The 21,711-nt window shown below is 38.7% G+C and carries 15 protein-coding genes and 1 tRNA gene; 1 reads left to right on the top strand and 15 read right to left on the bottom strand.

Annotated elements, in window-relative coordinates; genetic code table 11:
* Window positions 1-21 precede the first annotated feature (21 nt).
* The 11 genes from V8G61_RS10020 to V8G61_RS09970 all read right to left on the bottom strand — a co-directional run bounded on the left by V8G61_RS10020 (window position 22) and on the right by V8G61_RS09970 (window position 16,141).
* Complete coding sequence (locus tag V8G61_RS10020) at window positions 22-2,319, bottom strand: NADP-dependent malic enzyme (protein WP_394875488.1); 2,298 nt, start codon at window positions 2,317-2,319, stop codon at window positions 22-24.
* Window positions 2,320-2,424: 105 nt separating this feature from the next.
* The gene (gene queG / locus V8G61_RS10015; protein WP_394875486.1) at window positions 2,425-3,351 is read right to left on the bottom strand and encodes a tRNA epoxyqueuosine(34) reductase QueG; all 927 of its coding nucleotides are present in this window, start codon (window positions 3,349-3,351) and stop codon (window positions 2,425-2,427) included.
* A gap of 51 nt (window positions 3,352-3,402) precedes the next feature.
* On the bottom strand, window positions 3,403-4,425 hold the full coding sequence (gene ruvB, locus V8G61_RS10010) for a Holliday junction branch migration DNA helicase RuvB (RefSeq protein ID WP_394875484.1): 1,023 nt from the start codon (window positions 4,423-4,425) through the stop codon (window positions 3,403-3,405).
* Between the two features lie 72 nt (window positions 4,426-4,497).
* Window positions 4,498-6,291, bottom strand: coding sequence for a cbb3-type cytochrome c oxidase subunit I (locus V8G61_RS10005; protein ID WP_394875482.1), 1,794 nt, complete (start codon window positions 6,289-6,291; stop codon window positions 4,498-4,500).
* 23 nt (window positions 6,292-6,314) lie between these two features.
* Window positions 6,315-7,382 (bottom strand): cytochrome c oxidase subunit II, encoded by a 1,068-nt coding sequence (locus V8G61_RS10000; RefSeq protein ID WP_394875480.1) that lies wholly within the window; start codon window positions 7,380-7,382, stop codon window positions 6,315-6,317.
* A 31-nt stretch (window positions 7,383-7,413) separates the two neighbouring features.
* The gene (locus tag V8G61_RS09995) at window positions 7,414-8,790 is read right to left on the bottom strand and encodes a quinol:cytochrome C oxidoreductase (protein ID WP_394875478.1); all 1,377 of its coding nucleotides are present in this window, start codon (window positions 8,788-8,790) and stop codon (window positions 7,414-7,416) included.
* A gap of 44 nt (window positions 8,791-8,834) precedes the next feature.
* A complete protein-coding gene (locus V8G61_RS09990) occupies window positions 8,835-9,401 on the bottom strand; it encodes a c-type cytochrome (RefSeq protein WP_394875476.1) in 567 nt (188 codons plus the stop codon).
* Between the two features lie 8 nt (window positions 9,402-9,409).
* Entirely contained in the window at window positions 9,410-9,943 is a 534-nt protein-coding gene (locus tag V8G61_RS09985) for a DUF3341 domain-containing protein (protein WP_394875474.1), read from the bottom strand.
* Between the two features lie 4 nt (window positions 9,944-9,947).
* Window positions 9,948-11,675, bottom strand: coding sequence for an NrfD/PsrC family molybdoenzyme membrane anchor subunit (nrfD, locus tag V8G61_RS09980; protein WP_394875472.1), 1,728 nt, complete (start codon window positions 11,673-11,675; stop codon window positions 9,948-9,950).
* A gap of 29 nt (window positions 11,676-11,704) precedes the next feature.
* Window positions 11,705-14,806, bottom strand: a complete 3,102-nt coding sequence (locus V8G61_RS09975; protein WP_394875470.1) for a TAT-variant-translocated molybdopterin oxidoreductase — start codon at window positions 14,804-14,806, stop codon at window positions 11,705-11,707.
* Window positions 14,807-14,836: 30 nt separating this feature from the next.
* Window positions 14,837-16,141 (bottom strand): c-type cytochrome, encoded by a 1,305-nt coding sequence (locus V8G61_RS09970; protein WP_394875468.1) that lies wholly within the window; start codon window positions 16,139-16,141, stop codon window positions 14,837-14,839.
* Between the two features lie 212 nt (window positions 16,142-16,353).
* Here V8G61_RS09970 and V8G61_RS09965 point away from each other — a divergent pair, with 212 nt between their 5' ends.
* Window positions 16,354-16,740, top strand: a complete 387-nt coding sequence (locus V8G61_RS09965) for an SPOR domain-containing protein (protein ID WP_394875466.1) — start codon at window positions 16,354-16,356, stop codon at window positions 16,738-16,740.
* A gap of 60 nt (window positions 16,741-16,800) precedes the next feature.
* On the opposite strand, the gene infB is transcribed toward V8G61_RS09965, so the two are convergent.
* The 4 genes from infB to V8G61_RS09945 all read right to left on the bottom strand — a co-directional run bounded on the left by infB (window position 16,801) and on the right by V8G61_RS09945 (window position 21,582).
* Entirely contained in the window at window positions 16,801-19,518 is a 2,718-nt protein-coding gene (gene infB / locus V8G61_RS09960) for a translation initiation factor IF-2 (RefSeq protein WP_394875464.1), read from the bottom strand.
* A gap of 29 nt (window positions 19,519-19,547) precedes the next feature.
* Window positions 19,548-20,780, bottom strand: coding sequence for a transcription termination factor NusA (gene nusA / locus V8G61_RS09955; protein ID WP_394875462.1), 1,233 nt, complete (start codon window positions 20,778-20,780; stop codon window positions 19,548-19,550).
* Between the two features lie 12 nt (window positions 20,781-20,792).
* On the bottom strand, window positions 20,793-21,254 hold the full coding sequence (gene rimP / locus V8G61_RS09950) for a ribosome assembly cofactor RimP (RefSeq protein ID WP_394875460.1): 462 nt from the start codon (window positions 21,252-21,254) through the stop codon (window positions 20,793-20,795).
* A 255-nt stretch (window positions 21,255-21,509) separates the two neighbouring features.
* Window positions 21,510-21,582: transfer RNA gene (locus V8G61_RS09945), tRNA-Gln, on the bottom strand.
* Window positions 21,583-21,711: the final 129 nt, after the last annotated feature.

The raw sequence follows: 21,711 nt of genomic DNA, 5'->3' as shown, positions 1-21,711 counted from the left end.
TAATAAAAATATTTTAGCTGTTTATTTAGAGGCTTTTTTTTCTTGTTCTCTACGTTCTTTTTGTTGTGCATCAATAACAGAAATAGCGGTCATATTCACAATTTCATCCACACTAGCACCCAACTGAAGGATATGAACCGGTTTTCGCATACCCATCATGATGGGCCCTATTGAATCGGCTTCATTTAATTCTTTCAACAGTTTATAAGTGATATTCGCCGCATCGAGATTTGGAAAAATAAGTGCATTTACTTTTTTACCTACCAATTTGGAGAATGGAAATTTTTCGCGTAACATTTCAGCATTCAAGGCAAAATCAGTTTGTAGTTCTCCATCAACAACCATGTCTGGAACATACTTATGTAAATAGGATACAGCATCACGAATTTTGGTTGATCTTTCATGTTTAGACGAACCAAAATTGGAATAAGACACCATGGCAATTACCGGGTTTAACCCAAACATGCGCATAACCTTATCTGTCATTTGTGCAATTTTTGCCAGATCCTTAGAGCTAGGGTCGATATTGATAGACGTATCACTTAAGAACATCGGCCCACGCTTTGTTATCATAAGGTTGGTTGTGGCTACTCTGGAAACTCCATTTGCCATACCAATCAGTTCTAACATTGGCTTTACGACTGAAGGATAACTTCGGGAATAGCCTGAAATCAAAGCATCGGCATCTCCCTCATTTACCATCATAGCTGCATAATAATTTCGCTCACGCATTAATCTTTGGGCTGAATAATAGGTAACGCCACGACGTTTTCGTTGTTCCCAGAATACCTTGGCATATCTATTCTTATTTTCGTTCTCCTCCTCTGTTTTTGGATCGATAATTGGAATATCCCCTTCAAATTCGATCTCCTTCATCAAAGATTCGATGGTTTCTCGTCGGCCTAATAAAATCGGATGCGCGATACCTTCTTCGTGAACAATTTGGGCAGCTTTTAAAACATCTAATTGATCAGCTTCGGCAAAAACAACACGTTTCGGATTTAACTTAGCTCGGTTTAAAAGCAATCTTACCAGTTTATTATCTGAACCTAACCGCTCCAATAAATGATCTTCATACTTTTCCCAATCTGTAATTTCCTTTTGTGCCACACCACTTTCCATGGCTGCTTTAGCTACAGCCGGTGGCACAGTTGCTATTAAACGAGGATCGAAGGGTTTAGGAATAATATACTCCTTACCGAAGGTTAATCGTGTTTCGCCATAGGCGATATTAACCTGTTCCGGCACAGGTTCTTTTGCAAGTCTGGCCAAGGCTTTAACAGCAGCCTTTTTCATTTCTTCATTTATTTTTGTCGCACGAACATCCAAAGCGCCTCTAAAAATAAAAGGGAAACCGAGCACATTATTCACCTGGTTAGGATGATCACTCCGACCTGTGGCCATAATAATATCCTTACGTGTTTTGATCGCCAGATCATACTTTATTTCGGGATCAGGATTGGCCATGGCAAAAACAATAGGGTTCTTGGCCATAGATTCCAACATCTTTGGTGTTACAATATTGGCCATAGACAAGCCAATAAATACATCGGCATCTTTCATAGCTTCATCCAGAGTATCGATCTTTCTATGCGTTGAAAATTCAGCCTTTTCAGAGGAAAGGTTTTCCCGATCATTACGGATAACTCCTTTACTATCCAACATCACCATATTTTCACGTTTCGCTCCAAAGGCCTGATAAAGGCGAGAACATGAAATAGCAGCAGCACCGGCACCACTGATAACAATTTTTACTTTGTCAATTTTTTTCTTGGCCAGCTCCAATGCATTTATTAGGGCAGCGGCAGAGATAATAGCCGTTCCATGCTGATCATCATGCATGACAGGAATGTCTAGTTCTTCCTTTAAGCGACGTTCAATTTCAAAGGCTTCAGGGGCCTTGATATCTTCTAAATTAATACCTCCAAATGTTGGAGCAATATTTTTAACGGTTTCAACGAATTTGTCAATATCCTTAGTGTCTACTTCTATATCAAAAACATCGATATCAGCAAAAATCTTGAACAAAAGTCCCTTTCCTTCCATAACCGGTTTTGAGGCTTCAGGACCAATATCTCCAAGACCCAATACGGCCGTTCCGTTTGTTATCACCGCAACTAAGTTCCCTTTTGCAGTGTATTTATAAACTTTGTTCTTATCTTTTTCGATTTCCTTACAGGGCTCCGCTACACCTGGAGAATAGGCCAAAGAGAGATCCCGCTGGGAAGAATATTTTTTGGTAGGAACAACCTTTATTTTTCCCGGAGTTGGTTTGGCGTGATATATAAGGGCTTCTCGTCGTTTGCTTTCTTCGCTCATTGGTCTAATAAATTAAAATGAATAAATACCTCAACGTTTGATTAATTATCGTTCCGGTAACTTTTACTTTACATAACAAATATAGTAATCTAACTAAGGATAACCTTAATCTTTCAAGAAATTGATGTTACTTTTTAAACCAGAAAATTTAGCCCGTTTTACAGCAGACTTTTTAAATACTTTTTTGAAGGTATCCTCTGTGATTTCTTCCCAATCCTTTTTGGTCATATCAAGTAATTCCGGATGCGGATTGAATAAAGGTTCGCGATGCGATTTTGAAAACCGATTCCAGGGGCACACGTCTTGGCACACGTCACAACCAAACATCCAGTTGTCCATTTTTCCTTTAAACTCCGTTGGGATATTATCCTTCAATTCTATCGTCAAGTAAGAAATACATTTACTACCGTCAACAACATAAGGCTCTATAATGGCTTCTGTTGGGCAGGCATCAATACAAGCGGTACAACTCCCACAATGGTCTGTTACCGGTGCGTCGTAATCCAGCTCAAGATCGATGACGAGTTCTGCAATAAAATAAAAAGACCCTACTTTTTGAGTCAGTAAATTGCTGTGTTTCCCAATCCAACCTAGGCCTGATTTAGCGGCCCAAGCCTTGTCCAGTACTGGTGCTGAATCGACGAAAGCACGGCCATGTACCTCGCCAATTTCATCTTGAACAAATTGTAAAAGTGATTTTAATTTATCTTTAATTACAAAATGATAGTCGTTACCATAAGCATATTTACTGAGTTTAGGAGCACTTTTATCCTTTTGCTCTTCCGTAGGAAAATAATTTAACAATAAAGACACAACACTTTTAGAACCTTCAACCAGTTTGGTGGGATCTAATCGTTTATCGAAATGATTTTCCATATATGTCATTTCACCATGTGCGTTGTTTTTTAACCAACGTTCTAAACGCGGAGCTTCTTTTTCTAAAAAACCGGCTTTACTTATACCACAGGACAAGAAGCCAAGGCGTTTAGCTTCGGTTTTTATTAACTTAGTATTTTTTTCTTTGGAACTCAAAAAAGACAAATTTGATAAGGGAAAAACAAGGTTTTTAAAAACCCTATAAATCTAAAATAAACCACCTTGGATATTACCCTTGATCTTACCAAGATGTTTGTAGGCTTGTTCGGTAACCTCGCGACCACGTGGGGTGCGCATGATGAAGCCCTGCTGTATTAAAAAAGGCTCATATACTTCCTCAATGGTTTCGGGACTTTCGCTAACAGCTGTAGCAATAGTAGTAATTCCAACCGGACCACCTTTAAATTTATCAATAATAGTAGAAAGAATTTTATTATCCATATCATCAAGGCCATGTGCATCTACATTCAAGGCCTCCAAGGCATACTTTGCGATCTTAATATCTATCTTACCATTCCCCTTAATTTGAGCAAAGTCGCGTACGCGCCGTAATAAAGCGTTTGCAATTCGTGGCGTTCCACGGCTGCGTCCGGCAATTTCTACAGCAGCTTCCATAGAAATAGGAACATCCAAAATACCCGCACTACGCTCTAATATTGTCGTTAGTAATTCAGTATTATAGTATTGTAAACGGCTTTGGATACCGAAACGGGCACGCATTGGTGACGTTAAAAGTCCGGAACGTGTTGTGGCACCAACGAGTGTAAATGGATTCAAATTGATTTGAACGGTACGGGCATTTGGTCCCGTTTCAATCATGATATCAATTTTATAATCCTCCATGGCCGAGTATAAATATTCCTCAACTATCGGACTTAAACGATGGATCTCATCAATAAATAACACATCGCGTTCTTCTAAATTGGTTAACAATCCGGCAAGGTCTCCGGGTTTGTCCAAAACAGGGCCTGAGGTCACTTTTATACCTACCTCCAACTCATTAGCCAAAATATAGGCCAGTGTTGTTTTTCCTAACCCCGGAGGCCCGTGAAAAAGCGTGTGATCCAAAGCTTCACTTCGTAAGTTAGCCGCCTGAACAAATATTTGAAGATTTTCCAAAACCTGATCCTGCCCTGTAAAATCATCAAAAGATAAGGGTCGCAATTTTTTTTCTACATCAAGATCGTCAGGAGAAAAATTATGACTTGTTGGATCTAGGTTCTCATTCATACTACACAAATATAAACAAAAAGCCTTTCTGTTTCAGAAAGGCTTTTCAATATTATTTTTAATGTACTTATACTAATGATGTAACTCTTCTTCTCCTTCTTTTAAAGGCACGTTCTGAGGTACAAAATCAACATCATGTGAAGGGTTACTGTAATCGTAAGCCCAACGATGTACGTGAGGAATTTCGCCCGGCCAGTTTCCATGCATATGCTCCACAGGTGCTGTCCATTCTAGAGTTGTAGATTTCCATGGATTTTGAGGTGCTTTCTTTCCGTAGAAAATACTTCCAAAGAAATTGTATAAATATAAGATCTGAACAACCCCTCCGATAAGTGCGAACGTCGTAATAATGACATTCACATTAGCTATATCATCAAATAACGGAAAGTTTGAATTGGTATAATAACGACGTGGTAAACCTGCCATACCTATAAAGTGCATCGGGAAGAATACCCCGTAAGCACAAACCGCGGTTACCCAAAAATGGATGTAGCCCAAATTCTTGTTTAGCATACGACCAAATAATCTTGGATACCAGTGATAAATACCGGCGAACATACCGTACAATGCTGAGATTCCCATCACTAAATGGAAATGTGCTACTACGAAATAAGTGTCGTGAACGTTAATATCAAGCGCACTGTCACCCAAAATAATTCCTGTTAAACCACCAGTGATGAATGTCGATACAAAACCAATGGAAAACAACATCGCAGGGTTCATTTGAATATTACCCTTCCATAAAGTCGTTATCCAGTTGAAAGCTTTTACAGCCGATGGAATCGCGATCAATAAAGTTGTAAATGTAAATACAGACCCCAAGAACGGATTCATTCCGGAAATGAACATATGGTGACCCCATACAATGGTTGATAAAAATGCAATAGCTAATATTGAAGCAACCATCGCCCGATAACCAAAAATAGGTTTTCTAGAGTTAGAAGCCATAATTTCAGATACTAGTCCCATCGCTGGTAAAATAACGATGTATACTTCAGGGTGTCCTAAGAACCAGAAAAGGTGTTCGAACAATACCGGTGAACCACCTTGATAATGCAAGACTTCACCTTGAATAAATATATCAGATAAGAAGAATGATGTTCCAAAACTTCTATCCATGATCAGTAATAGAGCCGCAGACAATAATACCGGGAAAGAGATCACACCGATAACAGCTGTAATAAAGAATGCCCAAATAGTTAATGGCAATCTGGTCATCGACATGCCCTTTGTTCTAAGGTTTATTACTGTAACGATATAATTCAAGGATCCTAATAAAGATGAGGCAATGAATATGGCCATAGAAACGAGCCATAAGGTCATACCCATCCCAGAACCACTCTGAGCCATAGGTAAGGCACTTAATGGTGGATAAATAGTCCATCCTGCAGCTGCAGGACCAGTTTCTACGAATAATGAGATTACCATGACCACACTAGATGTAAAGAACAACCAGTAGGAAACCATATTAAGGAAACCTGAGGCCATATCACGTGCGCCAATTTGCAACGGTATTAAAAGGTTACTAAACGTACCACTCAATCCTGCTGTTAAAACGAAGAATACCATAATGGTTCCATGAATGGTTACCAATGCCAAATAAATATCAGCATCCATAACACCATCGGGTGCCCATTTTCCTAAAAGAGCTTCAAAGATAACATTAGGTTGTTCCGGCCATGCGATCTGAATACGCATCATCATAGACATTAAAACACCAATTACACCCATAATAGTACCCGTAATAAGGTACTGTTTGGCAATCATTTTGTGATCCTGACTAAATATATATTTAGTTACAAAGGTTTCTTTATGATGATGCCCGTGGTCCTCTTCGTGAGCGTGAGTATCTGCGTGTGCTGACATAATCTATCTCGTTTTTTCTTTTGTTAGTTAATTAGAGAGTTTTTGAATTTCGTTTGCTCTTTCATCCAAGCATCAAAATCTTCCTGGGATTCTACAACAATTTTCATTTGCATATTGTAATGTGACTTACCACAGATCTTGTTACAAAGCAATAAGTAATCAAACTCATAACGGTCTAAAGGCGCTTCTCCTTTAGCTGCCAATTCTTTACTATTCTCCTGACGAATCACATTAATATTTTTTACCTTATCAACGATCTCAGGGCGCAAACGCATCTCTTCTGTTGTTACCGTTGGTGTAAATCCAAATTGTGTCACCATACCAGGAACGCAGTTCATTTGTGCTCTGAAGTGTGGCATATATGCAGAGTGTAACACATCCTGAGAACGCATTTTGAATAATACTGGTCGGCCTACAGGTAAGTGTAATTCTTTGGTAATCACGTCATCTGCTGCGTTTGGATCTGCTTCATCAAGACCCAAAATGTTAGCCGTGTTGATATCGATCAAACGTACATTAGCTTTTCCTAAAGTATTATCGTCGCCTCCATATCGTGCCGTCCAGTTAAACTGTTGTGCATATAATTCAATGACCAATGGATCGTCACTTTCATCAACACCCATAATGTTGATCCAGGTATTTAATCCATAGATAATCAATCCTGCTAAAACAATAACCGGAATGATGGTCCAGATCGCTTCAAGCTTATTATTATCGGCAAAGAATAAGGCTTTTTTACCTTTTTCTCCTTTGTATTTAAATGCAAAATAGTGTAATAAAAACTGGGTTACCGTTTGCACAAAGAAGATCACAATTAAAGTGATGATCATTAAGCGGTCGATCGTTGGACCGTGTGCAGATGCCGAATTAGATAATAATGGTAAATCACCCCATTTTACAAATGAAATAATTGTTATAACATAGATGAAAAGTAAAAAGCCCATCATCAAATAGCCATTTACCGAATTATCTTTATCGGTTGCAACTCCAGCGTTTTCAGTTTTAGCTTTTGCTAAATCAAAGATCTTCACCATCTGCCAGATGGCAATCAGGATACTTACTAAAACTATAATGGTTAATAAAGCTGTCATGTTTATCGTTCGTCTTTATTTAATATCTTAATTAATAATGGAATCCTTCACTTTCTTTAATGAACGGATTTCCTTCCGGTTGTAAATTTACTTTTGATAATCCTGTTCCTACTACAAGTATAAATAAGCCTAAAAAGAATAGGATACTAGCAATTTCTGTTACGCCAAACGACCAGTTAAGTCCAACGGTTGACGGCATTACTAATAGGAAAATATCAATGTAGTGCCCTACTAAAATACCAAGGCCGGCTATCATTACAAACCATGGTACACGTTTGTAATCGCTGTTCATGAGCACAAGAATAGGGAATACAAAATTGAGGACTAGCATACCAAAGAACAGTCCGTTATATTCTTGAATTCGTAGTACGAAATAAACGACTTCTTCAGGCATATTGGCATACCATATCAACATAAATTGATCAAACCACAGGTAGGTCCAGAAAATACTGAAAGCAAACATAAATTTACCTAGGTCATGTAAGTGGCTGTCATTAATGAACGGTACCAGACCTTTTGATTTTAAATAGATGGTTACCATCGCAATTACCGTAATAGCAGACACAAACATACTTGCAAAAATATACCAGGCAAATAGCGTACTGTACCAGTGCGGTGTCATAGACATAAACCAATCCCAGGCCATAGTTGATTCTGTAATGATAAAGAATACTAGGAAGTAAATTGAAATTTTAAAGTTCTTTTTATACGGGGTTAAATCGCCAGAGGTTTCTTGCAACCCATTTTTTCTTGAAAAATGACGATATAAGTTCCACCCTAACAAATATAATATCGCACGGATCACAAAGAATGGAAAATTCAAATATCCGGATTTAGCTTGTATTATTTTATCATCAGCTACCAATTCGTGGTCCTGCCAAGGAAAGAAATGAGTTCCGGCCAATAAAACAATAGCCACAACAATTATAGATCCTGGTAGTAAATACGACGTAATTCCTTCCATAACCCGGAACAATACTGGCGACCATCCCGCAGATGAAGCATATTGAATAGCATAAAATACCAAGGCACCCAAAGCTATCATAAAAAAGAAAAAGGCCGATATAAAAGTAGCAGACCAAGGTTTAGTCTGTAACTGGTGCAATACGTGCTCCATGTGATCTCCACCGTGCTCTTCATCCATTTGCTCGTGAAGCTGTTCCATAGCATGAGCTGAATAACCTTCTTCGCCACGTGCCTGATCCACAAAGGAATTTTTATGCGTGTCTTCTCCATGCCCAGACATGGCAGCATCCTCTTCTCCATGATGACTTTCCTGAGCAGCCAAAATTTCTTTCACATCATCAACCGTCTTAGGCGTGGTTAAAAATCCATAGGATAGACCGGCAAGTCCTAATACCATTAGAATGATTGAAAATACTTTTAAATTACCAGATAGCTTGTACATACTTTAAATATATAATGCAGGTTATTCTTTTATCGTTAATACACTTATTTGGCCGAAGCTTCAAGTGCTTGTTTTAATTGTAACACATAGGCCACGACTTCCCAACGTTCTTTCTCGTTCAGTTGGTTAGCGTAACTACCCATGGCGTTCTTTCCGAAGTAGATCGTATGGTAAATACTTCCTTCCGTAATGGCTCTCCCGGCATCATCATAACTTGGCACACCAAGTATTTTTTCACGTTGCACCAATTTTCCCTTACCATCGCCTTTGTTTCCGTGGCATATACCACAGTAAATCTCATATAATTCTTTAGCCTGAACCATGTTTACCTGAGTTGAATCTAAAGAACTTGTTAGATTTTCTTTAGCCATTAAATAGCCCTGTGTTGTATTCGGGTATTCAAAAAGACTATGTCCTCGCGGAATTGTACCTTCTACAGGTAATTGTCCTTCTCGTCCGTTAGCAAAAGCATTAGATTCGCTGTAGGTTTCATAAGGTACAGCTTCATACATATTAGGCATGTACTGGTAGTTTGGAGATCTATCGTTTTTACACGATACAAAACTCACTACAACAACAAATACTACGGATATTTTAATTAAGCTTTTCATATATTGTATTAATGGGCTTTATCAACTAAATTAATTTCTACGGCACCTGTTTCTTTTAATAAACTTTCAAGAGCTTTGGAGTCACCTTCAACAGCTATTTCCATCAAAAAGTGATCATCTGTTGTTCTTGGATCGGGATTTTCAGGCTTTCTGAATGGCCAGATCTTACTTCTTAAATAAAATGTGATCACCATTAAATGCGCTGCAAAAAATACCGTAAGTTCAAACATAATAGGAACAAAAGCCGGCATATTTTGGTAGTACGTAAAACTCGGTTTTCCACCAATGTCCTGCGGCCAATCCTGAATCATCATATAATTCATCATTACGATGGCAACTGTTAAACCTGTTAATCCATATAAGAACGCAGTGATAGCAAGACGGGTTGGGGCAAGCCCCATGGCTTTATCCAATCCGTGAACCGGAAACGGCGTAAACACCTCTTCGATATGATACTTGGCTGCTTTTACTTTTTTTACAGCTGACATCAAAATATCGTCATCAGTATAAATAGCGTGTATAACTTTTGAAGATTCTTCCATACTACTATTCGTTTAATAATTTTTTAGCTTGTCCTGCCCAATCTTCACGTTCTGCTTTTCCTTTTAAAGCACCTGTAATTGAGTCAAACAAGTCATATTCTCTTTTGGTCATTCTACTAATCTGCACATAAGAGTAAATACCCATATCATTTAAATGTAATGCCGATTTTGGACCAATACCATTTATTTTTTGCAGATCATCTTTTTTCTCGGTTTTAGGATCGAAAGCACCCAGTCTGTCAACTAGCAAAGCTATTTCTCCTGAATGTTTGTGCTGTGGTTCACCACTAAACGTGTCTATTGAAGAGGTTCGTTTATCCGTAGCAGCTCCTTCTAAAGTTTTGCCTTCCGAACGTAATCTTTTGTAACGCTCTCCAGAAGACTTCAGGATGGTTTTTACTTCCGCCTGAGCAATGGTTGGGAATGTTCTCGCATACAGCAGGAACAGAACAAAGAAAAATCCGATGGTTCCTATAAAAATACCAATGTCTACAAATGTAGGTTGGAACATCGCCCAGCCTGATGGTGACCTTCCTTTACTTAAGTCAACAACAATAATGTTGAAACGCTCGAACCACATACCAATGTTAATGATAAATGCTACAACGAAAGTCCACATAATATTTCGTCTCCATTTTTTAACCCATAGGGTCAATGGCACAACGAAGTTACAAATAATCAATGCCCAGAATGCCCACCAATAAGGACCGGTTGCAGCACCGAATGATAAATATGTATAATTTTCATAAGGGTTACCGGAATACCATCCGATAAAATATTCTGTTCCGTAGGCGATAGATACAATACCCCCTGTTAATAAGATCACCTTGTTCATATATTCAATATGAAGCACGGTAATATAATCTTCGAGATTCGAAACTTTACGCATCACAATCAATAAGGTCTGTACCATAGCGAATCCTGAGAAGATCGCTCCTGCAACGAAATATGGAGGGAAAATGGTACTATGCCATCCAGGCACAACCGACGTGGCGAAATCGAAAGATACAATGGTATGTACAGAAAGTACTAAAGGCGTCGCAAGACCAGCCAATACCAAGGAAACTTCCTCGAAGCGCTGCCAATCTTTTGCACGTCCAGACCAGCCAAAACTTAATAAGGTGTAAATTTTCTTTTGAAACGGTTTTACGGCACGATCACGAATCATAGCGAAATCTGGTAATAAGCCTGTCCACCAGAACACTAAGGATACCGATAGATAGGTTGAGATCGCAAATACATCCCATAATAGTGGTGAGTTAAAGTTTACCCATAATGATCCAAACTGGTTTGGAATAGGTAATACCCAATAAGCTAACCAAGGACGACCCATGTGAATAATAGGGAATAAACCAGCTTGTACCACGGCAAAGATTGTCATGGCTTCCGCCGAACGGTTTACAGCCATTCTCCATTTTTGACGGAACAATAAGAGTACCGCAGAGATCAGAGTTCCCGCATGACCGATACCTACCCACCAAACGAAATTGGTAATATCCCAGGCCCAGTTAATGGTTTTATTCAATCCCCAAACTCCAATACCCGTAGATATGGTGTAAATAATACATCCTACTCCCCATAGAAAAGCAGCAAGGGCAATACTAAAAACTATCCACCACGCTTTGTTAGCTTTTCCCAATACCGGGGCACCAACATCAAGACTTATGTCATGATATGACTTTTCCCCACTAACTAATGGTTCTCTTATAGGTGCTTCGTAATGTGACGACATATTTTAAATAATTATCTTAATTCAAATTTTTATGATTCTGTGGTGTTCTTAACCATAGCCTGATACATAACATTAGGTTTGGTACCTACACCTTCCAATAGATGATACATTCTATCGTCATGTAGTTTTTCCACTATCTTAGCCTCTTTATTATTGATATCTCCAAATACCATAGCACCATTGTTACACGCTGCTGAACATGCTGTTTGGAATTCTCCATCTTTTACTTCACGACCTTCGCGTTTTGCATCCAGAATTGTTTTTTGTGTTTTTTGGATACACATAGAACATTTTTCCATAACACCTCTGGATCTTACCACAACGTCTGGGTTCAATACCATACGCCCAAGATCATCATTCATATAGTAATCAAACTCATCGTTCTCACTGTATAAGAACCAGTTAAAACGACGTACTTTATAAGGACAGTTATTTGCACAGTAACGGGTACCAATACAACGGTTATAAACCATTTGGTTCTGACCTTGTCTACCATGAGAAGTTGCAGCAACCGGACACACAGTTTCGCAAGGTGCGTGGTTACAATGCTGACACATTACAGGTTGAAAAGCTACTTCAGGATTATCGTAAGACTGCGTTTCTACTTTTGTATAGGTTTCGAAAGCCTTTAGGTTTTCAAGATCTTCTCTTTCTTGTTCAAACGTATCGTTTGAAGAATAATAGCGGTCTACGCGTAACCAGTGCATATCTCTAAATTTACGTACTTCGCGTTTTCCAACAACAGGTACGTTATTCTCTGAATGACATGCAATAATACAAGCACCACAACCGGTACAAGCATTTAAGTCGATAGACAAATTGAAATGTGGTTGAACCGAACGATCAAAATCTTCCCAGATATTGGCATTCTTATCACGCACTGTAATGTCGTTATGATCATAACTTACGTGCTCTACTTCATTCCAATAGTGCTTATCCTTAGTATTGAAGACTTCTAAAGTTGTTTCCCTAATAATATCTCCACGACCTACCATAGTATTCTGTAACTGAACACAAGCAAATTCATGCTCACCCTCAGCTAAACCAACTGTAGCCTCCTGAAAGGTATTAAAGTTTTGGTAGAATTTATAGGCATTAACTCCAGTTTTCATTTCGTCCTTCATCCCTTCAGACGTTCTTCCATATCCAAGAGCTAAACCAACAGACCCTTTTGCCTGACCAGGTTGAATGATCACCGGAACTTTTATGGTCGTTCCATTAACTGTAACATTAGCGTAACTACCATTTAATGCTCCATTAGAAACATGTGTGTTTACCAATTCTAGGGCATCGGCATCGTATTTTGAAACCGTAAGGTAATTATCCCAAGATGTTCTCGTGATCGGATCCGGGAATTCTTGTAACCATGGGTTGTTGGCTTGTCTACCATCACCCATACCTATTTTTGTATATAAGGTTAATTCTAAACCACCGGAGGCAGCCTTCGCAGATGCCGCTAAAGCACGAGCCGCTTCACCCATGGCAGTTTCCATAGTTTCATTTTCTTCTGGAGATTCTACTGTATCAGGAGTTTCAGTTGCTATAGCCCCCATAAAAACCCCATCATGTAGTGCTTTATTGAATGGACTTCCTCCTAAAATACCTGTTCCCCAGGTTTCCTTGATATAATCATGGTATGAAGACGGGTTGTCGTTCCAGGTTAAAAGTACATCCTGAAATTGCTTCGTATCGAATAACGGACGAATCGTTGGTTGCATTAAACCAAAGTGTCCTTTTTTCAACTCCGTATCACCCCAAGATTCTAAGAAATGTGGCGTAGCGGCCACATACTCAACCTGAGACGAAGTTTCATCCGACTTCATAGAGAAAGCCACAGAAAGTTCTGTTTGCTTTAATCCTTCAGCAAAATCATTTGAATTCGGAAGCGTATAAAGTGGGTTTACACCACACATAATAACAGCACCTACAGTTCCGGCTTTCATATCTGAAATCAAATCTGCAACGGCTTTATCACTTCCTTGTCTTGTATATATTGGTCTCGCTTTATCAAAAATGGTGCTCTTTAAGTATTCATTGATCTCTAAAACAACAGTTTGTGCATTTGCATCTTGAATGCCAGTAACAACAACACCTTTACTTCCAGCACGTTTTAATTGAGAAGCTGCTTTTTTAACAGCAGTTTCAATGGCTTCCGGCAAGCTTCCTGATACTGAACCTCCGACCACATAACTATATAATTTAGCTAAAGCTAATTTCTGTTCACTAGGTTTTAAGGGAACACGCTTATCAGCATTAGCACCGGTAAGCGACATATTAGATTCAAATTGAATATGTCTGGACATTTTACCCTCATGAGGCACACGGCTCTTGGCGTAACTAGAATCGAAACCACCACCTTGCCAGTCTCCTAAGAAGTCGGCACCGATAGAAACGATAACTTCAGCTTCTGAAAAATCGTAGTTTGGTAAAGCACGCTCACCATATTTTGCCTGATAGGCATCAAGAGTCGCTGATTCCGAAATAGCATCATAAACAACGTGTTTAACATTGCCGTACTTCTCTTGAAATTCCGAAATTAACTTACTTGTAGACGGGCTTGCGAAAGTTTGTGTAAGCAACACAATAGGCTTATTCGCAGCCGCTATCGCCGTTAATTTATTTTTTGTTTCAGTATAAAATGCCCCCCAAGAAATAGACTCTCCGCCTTTTTTCGGACTTTGTAAACGCAAACTATCGTACAATCCTAAAATAGAGGCATTCACTCTGGCATTCGCATTGCCAGTGGCCTCAGCTAAAGTATTTCTGTCAATTTTGATCGGACGCCCTTCACGCGTTTTTACCAGTACACTGGCAAAATCGTATCCATCTGCTATTGTTGTAGCGTAGTAATTAGCAACACCAGGAACAATTTCTTGCGGTTGCTGTACGTAAGGAATCGATTTTTTAACAGGTCCTTCACATGCCGCTAATGATGCAGCAGCTGTACTAAAACCAACATATTTTAAGAAATCGCGTCGGGTCGTAGAAGTAGATTCTAATGTATCTTTATCACCTAAAAATTCATCAGTAGGAATTTCTTCTACAAACTCGTTTTGTCTTAGCGTCTCAACAATAGAGCTATTCTCGTTTAGCTCCTCAACACTTTTCCAGTATTTCTTGTTTGATGACATATTATATATTTGAATTACTTCTTATTAATTTTAATAGTGGCATCTACCACATTCTAATCCACCCATTTGAGCTTCTGTTAACTCCTCAACCTGGTACTTCTCCTTTAATTCATCATGAATTTTCTGGTAGTACCCATTGTCCTCCAAATTCACATTGGTTACTCGGTGACAGTCAATACACCATCCCATTGTAAGTGGAGCGTGCTGATACAAGACTTCCATTTCCTCAACAGGACCGTGGCAGGTTTGACACTCAACGCCTCCAACAGTAACGTGCTGTGAGTGATTAAAATAAACAAAATCCGGTAAGTTATGGATACGCACCCATTTAACAGGTTCGGTTTTTCCAGTATATCTTTGGTTTTCATCATCCCACCCTACAGCTTTGTAAAGTTTTTTGATCTCACCATCGTAGAACTCTTTTGAATATTCTGCCGTTGCCGTTTCCGGAGCTACTTCATAAATCGATTTATGACAGTTCATACAAATATTAAGCGATGGAATTCCGGAATGCTTGCTCACACGAGCAGACGAATGACAATATTTACAATCGATACCGTTATCTCCGGCGTGAATTTTATGAGAATAATGAATAGGCTGTACTGGTTGGTACCCTTGGTCTATTCCAATTTGCATCATCCAACCGTAAGCGAAATAAGCACTTCCAAGTAAGAAGAAAATTGCCAGAACAACCATTAAGAATTGATTTTCAACAAATGCTTTCCATAATGGTTTACGCACCGGACGTTCTTCAATTTCAATTTCTTGAACCGCAGCAAAACGACGTAAGGTCTTATTAACCGCGTATAAACCTATAGCTAAAAGAGCAAACAAAATAGCTAAAGCACCTAACAACACATCGTTGGTAACACCACCTGTGTTTGAAGGCATACCTGCTGAACCACCTCCTGCAACCTGGCCTTCAGGTACTACTGGTACGGGTATTTCCTCAGCTGTGTAAGCCAGAATGTTATCAATATCACTGTCTGACAACTGTGGAAAAGCTGTCATAGCCGTTTTATTGTATTCGTTGTAAATTTTGTTAGCGTAGGCGTCTCCATCTTTGATTAACGCTGCACTATTGTGAATCCATTCGTACAACCATGATCTGTCCAAGCCCTCTTCTTCAGATAAACGTTGCTCAACGTTACGAAGTGCTGGGCCAGTCATTTTCTTATCTAATTTATGACAAGCAGCACAATTGGCATTAAACAATTCTTTTCCTTTTGCTGGATCGCCCTCCTGAGCTGAAAGGGCGGCTGTAAATGCTAGTAAAGAAATTAAGGCTACGCGAAAGATGCTTTTACTTAATTTACGGTGAATCACCTGTTTCATATTGTTAGTTATATTAACTTCTAAACTTTGGTATGATTTTTTCTGTTCTAAAGATAAAAAAGCATACATAAAATCTCAGGCAAAAGTAATACTTAAAGTCGATTTTAGAAATGTTAGAATAGTGTTAATTGCTAATTTAGAGAAATTCTAAATAATAAAAAAGACCACTTTTTAGTTAATTACGTATAACTTTGTATAAATAAAATTTTAAAATGAAAACCTACTGTTTGAAAATTAGTGTGTTAGTATTATTTGCTTTTCTGGCTACGCCGAAAATAAGCCTGGCACAAACCGGAAATCTGGAAGTTAATCAAGATCAAAAAATCGTAACGCTTTTAAATGTTAAAAAGCAAATGAATAAGAGCGATGTGGACTCTGATCGCTATAAAATACAAATTTATAATGGCAACCGTTCCGAAGCTTATAACGCTGAAAAAGATTTCAATAAAGGGTTCCCGGAATGGAAAACAAAAGTAGTTTATGAACAACCTAATTTTAAAACCTGGGTTGGAAGTTTTAGAACACGACTGGAGGCAGACAGAGCCCTTAAACGGATCAAGACAAAGTTCACCAATGCCTTTATATTCAAGCCTAAATAAAAGATATTAAAGCATAAAAAAAGCGACCAAAATGGTCGCTTTTTTTATTATAGTAAATCTCTATTTTAGTTTCTTTTTCACCTCAATTTCATGGAAGGCTTCAATAATATCGCCTTCTTGAATATCGTTGAAATTCTTGATTTGCATACCGCAATCGTACCCTTTAGAAACCTCTTTCACATCGTCTTTGAAACGCTTCAAGGAAGTTAATTCACCGGTATGAACAACCACACCATCACGAATCAAGCGAACACCTGAATTACGCATAATTTTTCCACTGGTTACCATACATCCCGCGATACTACCAATTTTAGAAACTTTAAAGATCTCACGGATCTCAGCTGTACCTGTTACTTCCTCTTTAAGTTCCGGCGACAACATACCTTCCATAGCATCTTTAAGATCGTTTATCGCATCATAAATAATAGAGTAAGTTCGGATATCAATTTCTTCTTTATCAGCAATCGATCGTGCATTACCTACCGGACGCACATTAAATCCTACAATGATCGCATCAGAAGCTGATGCTAATAATACATCACTTTCCGTAATGGCACCAACACCTTTATGAAGAATATTCACTTGAATTTCTTCAGTCGATAATTTCTGGAAAGAATCCGTTAAGGCTTCTACAGAACCATCCACATCACCTTTTAGAATGATGTTCAATTCTTGGAAGTCTCCAAGTGCAATACGGCGTCCAATTTCATCCAGAGTAATATGACGTTGTGTTCTAACAGACTGTTCCCGTTGCAATTGGGCACGTTTCGCAGCGATTTGCTTAGCTTCACGTTCGTCTTGAAATACATTAAATTTATCCCCGGCCTGTGGTGCACCATCAAGTCCTAAAACAGACACTGGTGTCGATGGGCCTGCAGCTTCAATATCTTTACCACGCTCATCATGCATAGCTTTTACCTTACCGCTGTGTTGACCGGCTAATACGTAGTCACCTACGCGTAAAGTACCAGCCTGAACTAATACCGTAGACACGTAACCACGACCACGATCCAGATAAGCTTCAACTACCGTTCCTACAGCAGATCTATTTGGATTTGCTTTAAGCTCTAATAATTCAGCCTCTAGTAATACTTTTTCTAATAGTTCCTTAACACCTGTACCGAATTTCGCTGAAATATCATGCGATTGGATCTTACCTCCCCAGTCTTCAACTAATAAATTCATATTAGCTAAGCCTTCTTTTATTTTTTCCGGATTGGCATCAGGTTTATCAATTTTATTTATCGCAAATACAATGGGCACACCTGCTGCCTGAGCATGCGAAATGGCCTCTTTAGTCTGCGGCATAATATCATCATCGGCAGCAGCTACAATAATAGCAATGTCAGTAACCTGAGCACCACGAGCACGCATCGCCGTAAAGGCTTCGTGACCCGGTGTATCCAGGAACGCGATCTTCTGACCACTTTCAAGGGTTACACCATAAGCCCCAATATGCTGTGTGATTCCTCCGGATTCACCAGCAATTACGTTTTCTTGACGAATATAATCCAAAAGGGATGTCTTACCGTGGTCTACGTGACCCATAACAGTAACTATTGGCGCTCTGGCCTCTAGATCTTCCGGTTTATCCTTGACTACTTCTATGGATTCTTCAATATCGGCAGTTACGAACTCCACCTGATAACCAAATTCTTCTGCCACAATAGATAAGGTTTCAGCATCTAATCGTTGGTTCATCGTAACCATCATACCCAAAGACATACAGGCAGAAATTACTTCCGTAACTCCTACATCCATCATGGTAGCGACCTCACTGGCCGTTACAAATTCAGTTACCTTAAGAATTTTGCTTTCAGCAGCTTCCTGTTCCTGATCAATAGCCGATTGTTCTTTGTGCTGATCCCGCTTATCACGTCGGTATTTGGCACCTTTTCCTTTACTGGATTTTCCTTGAAGTTTCTCCAGAGTCTCACGAACTTGTTTTTTAACATCTTCCTCGCTTGGCTCCTCTTTAATCGTGCTACGGCGGCCTTTCCCCGCCTGGTTGCGATCATTGCGACCACCAGGTTTCGCCTGACTTCCGCCTGGGCCTGCTTTGCTTATACGACGACGTTTTTTCTTGCCTTTTGATTTATCATCGGTTCCACCTACTTTTTTATCCTCTTTCTTCTTCTTTGGCTTATTGAATTGTGATAAATCAATTTTATCACCCGCTATTTTAGGCCCGGAAAGTTTTTTATACTGTGTGGTAACCTTTTCTTCAGGAACCATTTCACCATCTACCATAACTGATTTCGTTTTTTCCTCAGTTTTTTTGGCAGGCTCTTTTTCAGTTTGAGTTTCTTTTTTGGCTTCCGGCACTTGAGCTACTTTTTCAGGTTCTTTGGCCTCCTCCTTTTTAGGAGTAGCCTCAGGTTTTTCCTCTATAGGTTTTTCTTCTATAGTTTTTTCCTGAGGTTTTTTAGCATCCAGATCAATCTTCCCAACCTGTTTCGGTCCGGCGAGGGATTTTGACGCTTTTATAACCGCTTCCTTTTTTTCCGCTTCGCGTTGTTTCTCTTCCAATTCACGTTCACGCTGTTCGCGAAGCCTGTCCTTTTCCTTCTGCTTTGCTTCGCTAACTTCCTGTGACGCAACTTTCTTATTCGCATCTGTTTCGAATTCATCTGAAAGAATCTTGTAGGTGTCTTCAGAAATTTTCGTAGTAGGACGCTTATCTATTTCGATACCCTTAGAATCTAAAAATTCCACAGCACGATCAAGAGAAATGTTTAACTCGCGTAATACTTTATTTAATCTTATTGTTTCAGCCATAAATTGCCTTTAAAATACTCAAATATATATTATTCCTCGAACTCTTCTCTAAGAATTCGAATTACATCTATAATGGTTTCTTCTTCTAAATCTGTTCTTTTAACTAGGTCTTCTACCTCTTGTTCTAAAATACTCTTGGCAGTATCTAACCCGGCTTTACTAAATTCTGCAATGATCCAGGATTCGATTTCATCAGAGAATTCATTTAATTCCACATCTTCTTCAGCACCTTCTCTGAAAACATCAATTTCATATCCTGTTAATTGGCCCGCCAAACGAATGTTGTGCCCACCTCTACCAATAGCTTTACTTACTTCCTCAGGTTTTAAAATTACCTCAGCACGTTTGTTTTCCTCATCAATTTTAATTGAGGTTACACGCGCAGGACTTAAAGCTCGGGTTATATATAATTGTAAATTGTTTGTGTAATTGATAACATCGATGTTCTCATTACCCAATTCCCTTACAATGCCGTGAATTCTCGATCCTTTCATACCTACACAGGCACCAACCGGATCGATTCTATCGTCATAAGAATCTACAGCCACTTTAGCTTTTTCACCAGGTATACGAACCACATTTTTAATGGTTATTAAACCATCAAAAACTTCTGGAATTTCCTGTTCAAATAATTTTTCCAAAAATACAGGGGAGCTTCGAGACATGATAATCGCCGGCTTAGCTCCTTTAAGCTCAACCGTTTCAATGATACCACGAACATTATCTCCTTTTCTGAAAAAATCAGATGGTATTTGCTTGTCCTTTGGTAAAATGATTTCGTTACCTTCATCATCCAATAAAATCACCGCACGATGACGAATATGATGTACCTCAGCGGTGTAAATTTCACCGATAAGATCTTTAAATTGCTTGTAGATTATGGTATTATCATGCTCATGGATCTTAGCGATCAGGTTTTGACGCAAAGCCAAAATGGCGCGTCTTCCTAAATCTACTAATTTAACCTCTTCTGAAACATCTTCACCTACTTCAAAGTCGGGTTCAATTTTACGAGCTTCAGACAATGAAATCTCTTGATTAGGTTCTTCCACTTCACCATCGGCAACCACCACACGGTTTCTCCAAATCTCTAAATCACCTTTATCAGGATTAACAATAATATCAAAATTATCATCATCTCCAAATTTCTTTTTTAATGCACTTCTAAAAACATCTTCTAAAATGGCCATTAACGTTACTCTGTCGATGAGCTTATCGTCTTTAAATTCTGAAAAAGACTCAATTAACGCAATATTTTCCATAACTCTATTAAATTAAAATTTTATCATAACTTTTGCTTCTACAATATCCTCGAAAGCGATATCCGCTTGTTTTTTAACAGTCACCTTGCCTTTACCAACCGGTTTCGGCTCTCTAACTTTCCACTCCAATGAAACACCTTGGTCGTCAACCTTAATTAAAGTGCCTTCTGCAGTCTCGGTAGTTGTTTTTACTTTTAAAATTCTACCAATGTGTTTTTTATATTGCCGTTTTTCAACTAAAGGAGCTGTCGCTCCGGCAGACATTACTTCCAAGGAAAAATCTTCTTCCTCCCGATCCAAGTGGTGCTCGATTGCACGACTTATAAACATACAATCTTCAACTATAACACCTTTATCACCATCTATAATAACTTTGATTTTATTATCGCTACTGATAGAGAAATCAATAAGAAATAGATCAGAACGTTCTTCTAAACCCTTATTTAGCAAGTCTTTAACTTTACTTTCAATCATTTTTTAGTATAAAAAGAGGGGACTTTCCGTCCCCTCAATTTCTTTTTTTCGCCTTTTCAACGGTGCAAATATAATACATTTTAATGAAAATACAGGCACAAAAACCAAATAAAACGCTTGTATCTACCTAAGTCTGAATCCGTTTTATTTGATGGGGCCGATCCAAAAATAACAGCAAAATGATTGTTGTATTCTGAACCTAAATTTCAGAAAAACAAAAGCCCTTACTACAAGGTAAAGGCTTTTCCTTTTTTGTTGGCCTACTAGGGCTCGAACCTAGACTCTTCTGGACCAAAACCAGACGTGTTGCCAGTTACACCATAGGCCATTGTGCAATTGAGGGTGCAAATTTAGTACAAAGTTTTATTTTCACAAGATTTTTTTTGAAAAATAATTACCTAATCCTTAACGTTTACTTAAAAAATCTTGCTATACCATATTTATTAGTAAATTCGCC

Source organism: Gaetbulibacter sp. M240 (genome assembly GCF_043876815.1).
Taxonomy (GTDB): Bacteria; Bacteroidota; Bacteroidia; order Flavobacteriales; family Flavobacteriaceae; genus Gaetbulibacter_A.
This window is presented reverse-complemented; position numbering and strand designations above follow the sequence as displayed.

What these genes read in the sequence shown, in the direction of transcription:
- V8G61_RS10005 (WP_394875482.1), bottom strand. Translation starts at nt 6,291, where the DNA reads ATGTCAGCACACGCAGATACTCACGCTCACGAAGAGGACCACGGGCAT.
- V8G61_RS09970 (WP_394875468.1), bottom strand. Translation starts at nt 16,141, where the DNA reads ATGAAACAGGTGATTCACCGTAAATTAAGTAAAAGCATCTTTCGCGTA.
- nusA (WP_394875462.1), bottom strand. Translation starts at nt 20,780, where the DNA reads ATGGAAAATATTGCGTTAATTGAGTCTTTTTCAGAATTTAAAGACGAT.
- V8G61_RS09995 (WP_394875478.1), bottom strand. Translation starts at nt 8,790, where the DNA reads ATGTACAAGCTATCTGGTAATTTAAAAGTATTTTCAATCATTCTAATG.
- V8G61_RS09975 (WP_394875470.1), bottom strand. Translation starts at nt 14,806, where the DNA reads ATGTCATCAAACAAGAAATACTGGAAAAGTGTTGAGGAGCTAAACGAG.
- V8G61_RS10000 (WP_394875480.1), bottom strand. Translation starts at nt 7,382, where the DNA reads ATGACAGCTTTATTAACCATTATAGTTTTAGTAAGTATCCTGATTGCC.
- ruvB (WP_394875484.1), bottom strand. Translation starts at nt 4,425, where the DNA reads ATGAATGAGAACCTAGATCCAACAAGTCATAATTTTTCTCCTGACGAT.
- infB (WP_394875464.1), bottom strand. Translation starts at nt 19,518, where the DNA reads ATGGCTGAAACAATAAGATTAAATAAAGTATTACGCGAGTTAAACATT.
- V8G61_RS10020 (WP_394875488.1), bottom strand. Translation starts at nt 2,319, where the DNA reads ATGAGCGAAGAAAGCAAACGACGAGAAGCCCTTATATATCACGCCAAA.
- V8G61_RS09985 (WP_394875474.1), bottom strand. Translation starts at nt 9,943, where the DNA reads ATGGAAGAATCTTCAAAAGTTATACACGCTATTTATACTGATGACGAT.
- V8G61_RS09990 (WP_394875476.1), bottom strand. Translation starts at nt 9,401, where the DNA reads ATGAAAAGCTTAATTAAAATATCCGTAGTATTTGTTGTTGTAGTGAGT.
- V8G61_RS09965 (WP_394875466.1), top strand. Translation starts at nt 16,354, where the DNA reads ATGAAAACCTACTGTTTGAAAATTAGTGTGTTAGTATTATTTGCTTTT.
- nrfD (WP_394875472.1), bottom strand. Translation starts at nt 11,675, where the DNA reads ATGTCGTCACATTACGAAGCACCTATAAGAGAACCATTAGTTAGTGGG.
- rimP (WP_394875460.1), bottom strand. Translation starts at nt 21,254, where the DNA reads ATGATTGAAAGTAAAGTTAAAGACTTGCTAAATAAGGGTTTAGAAGAA.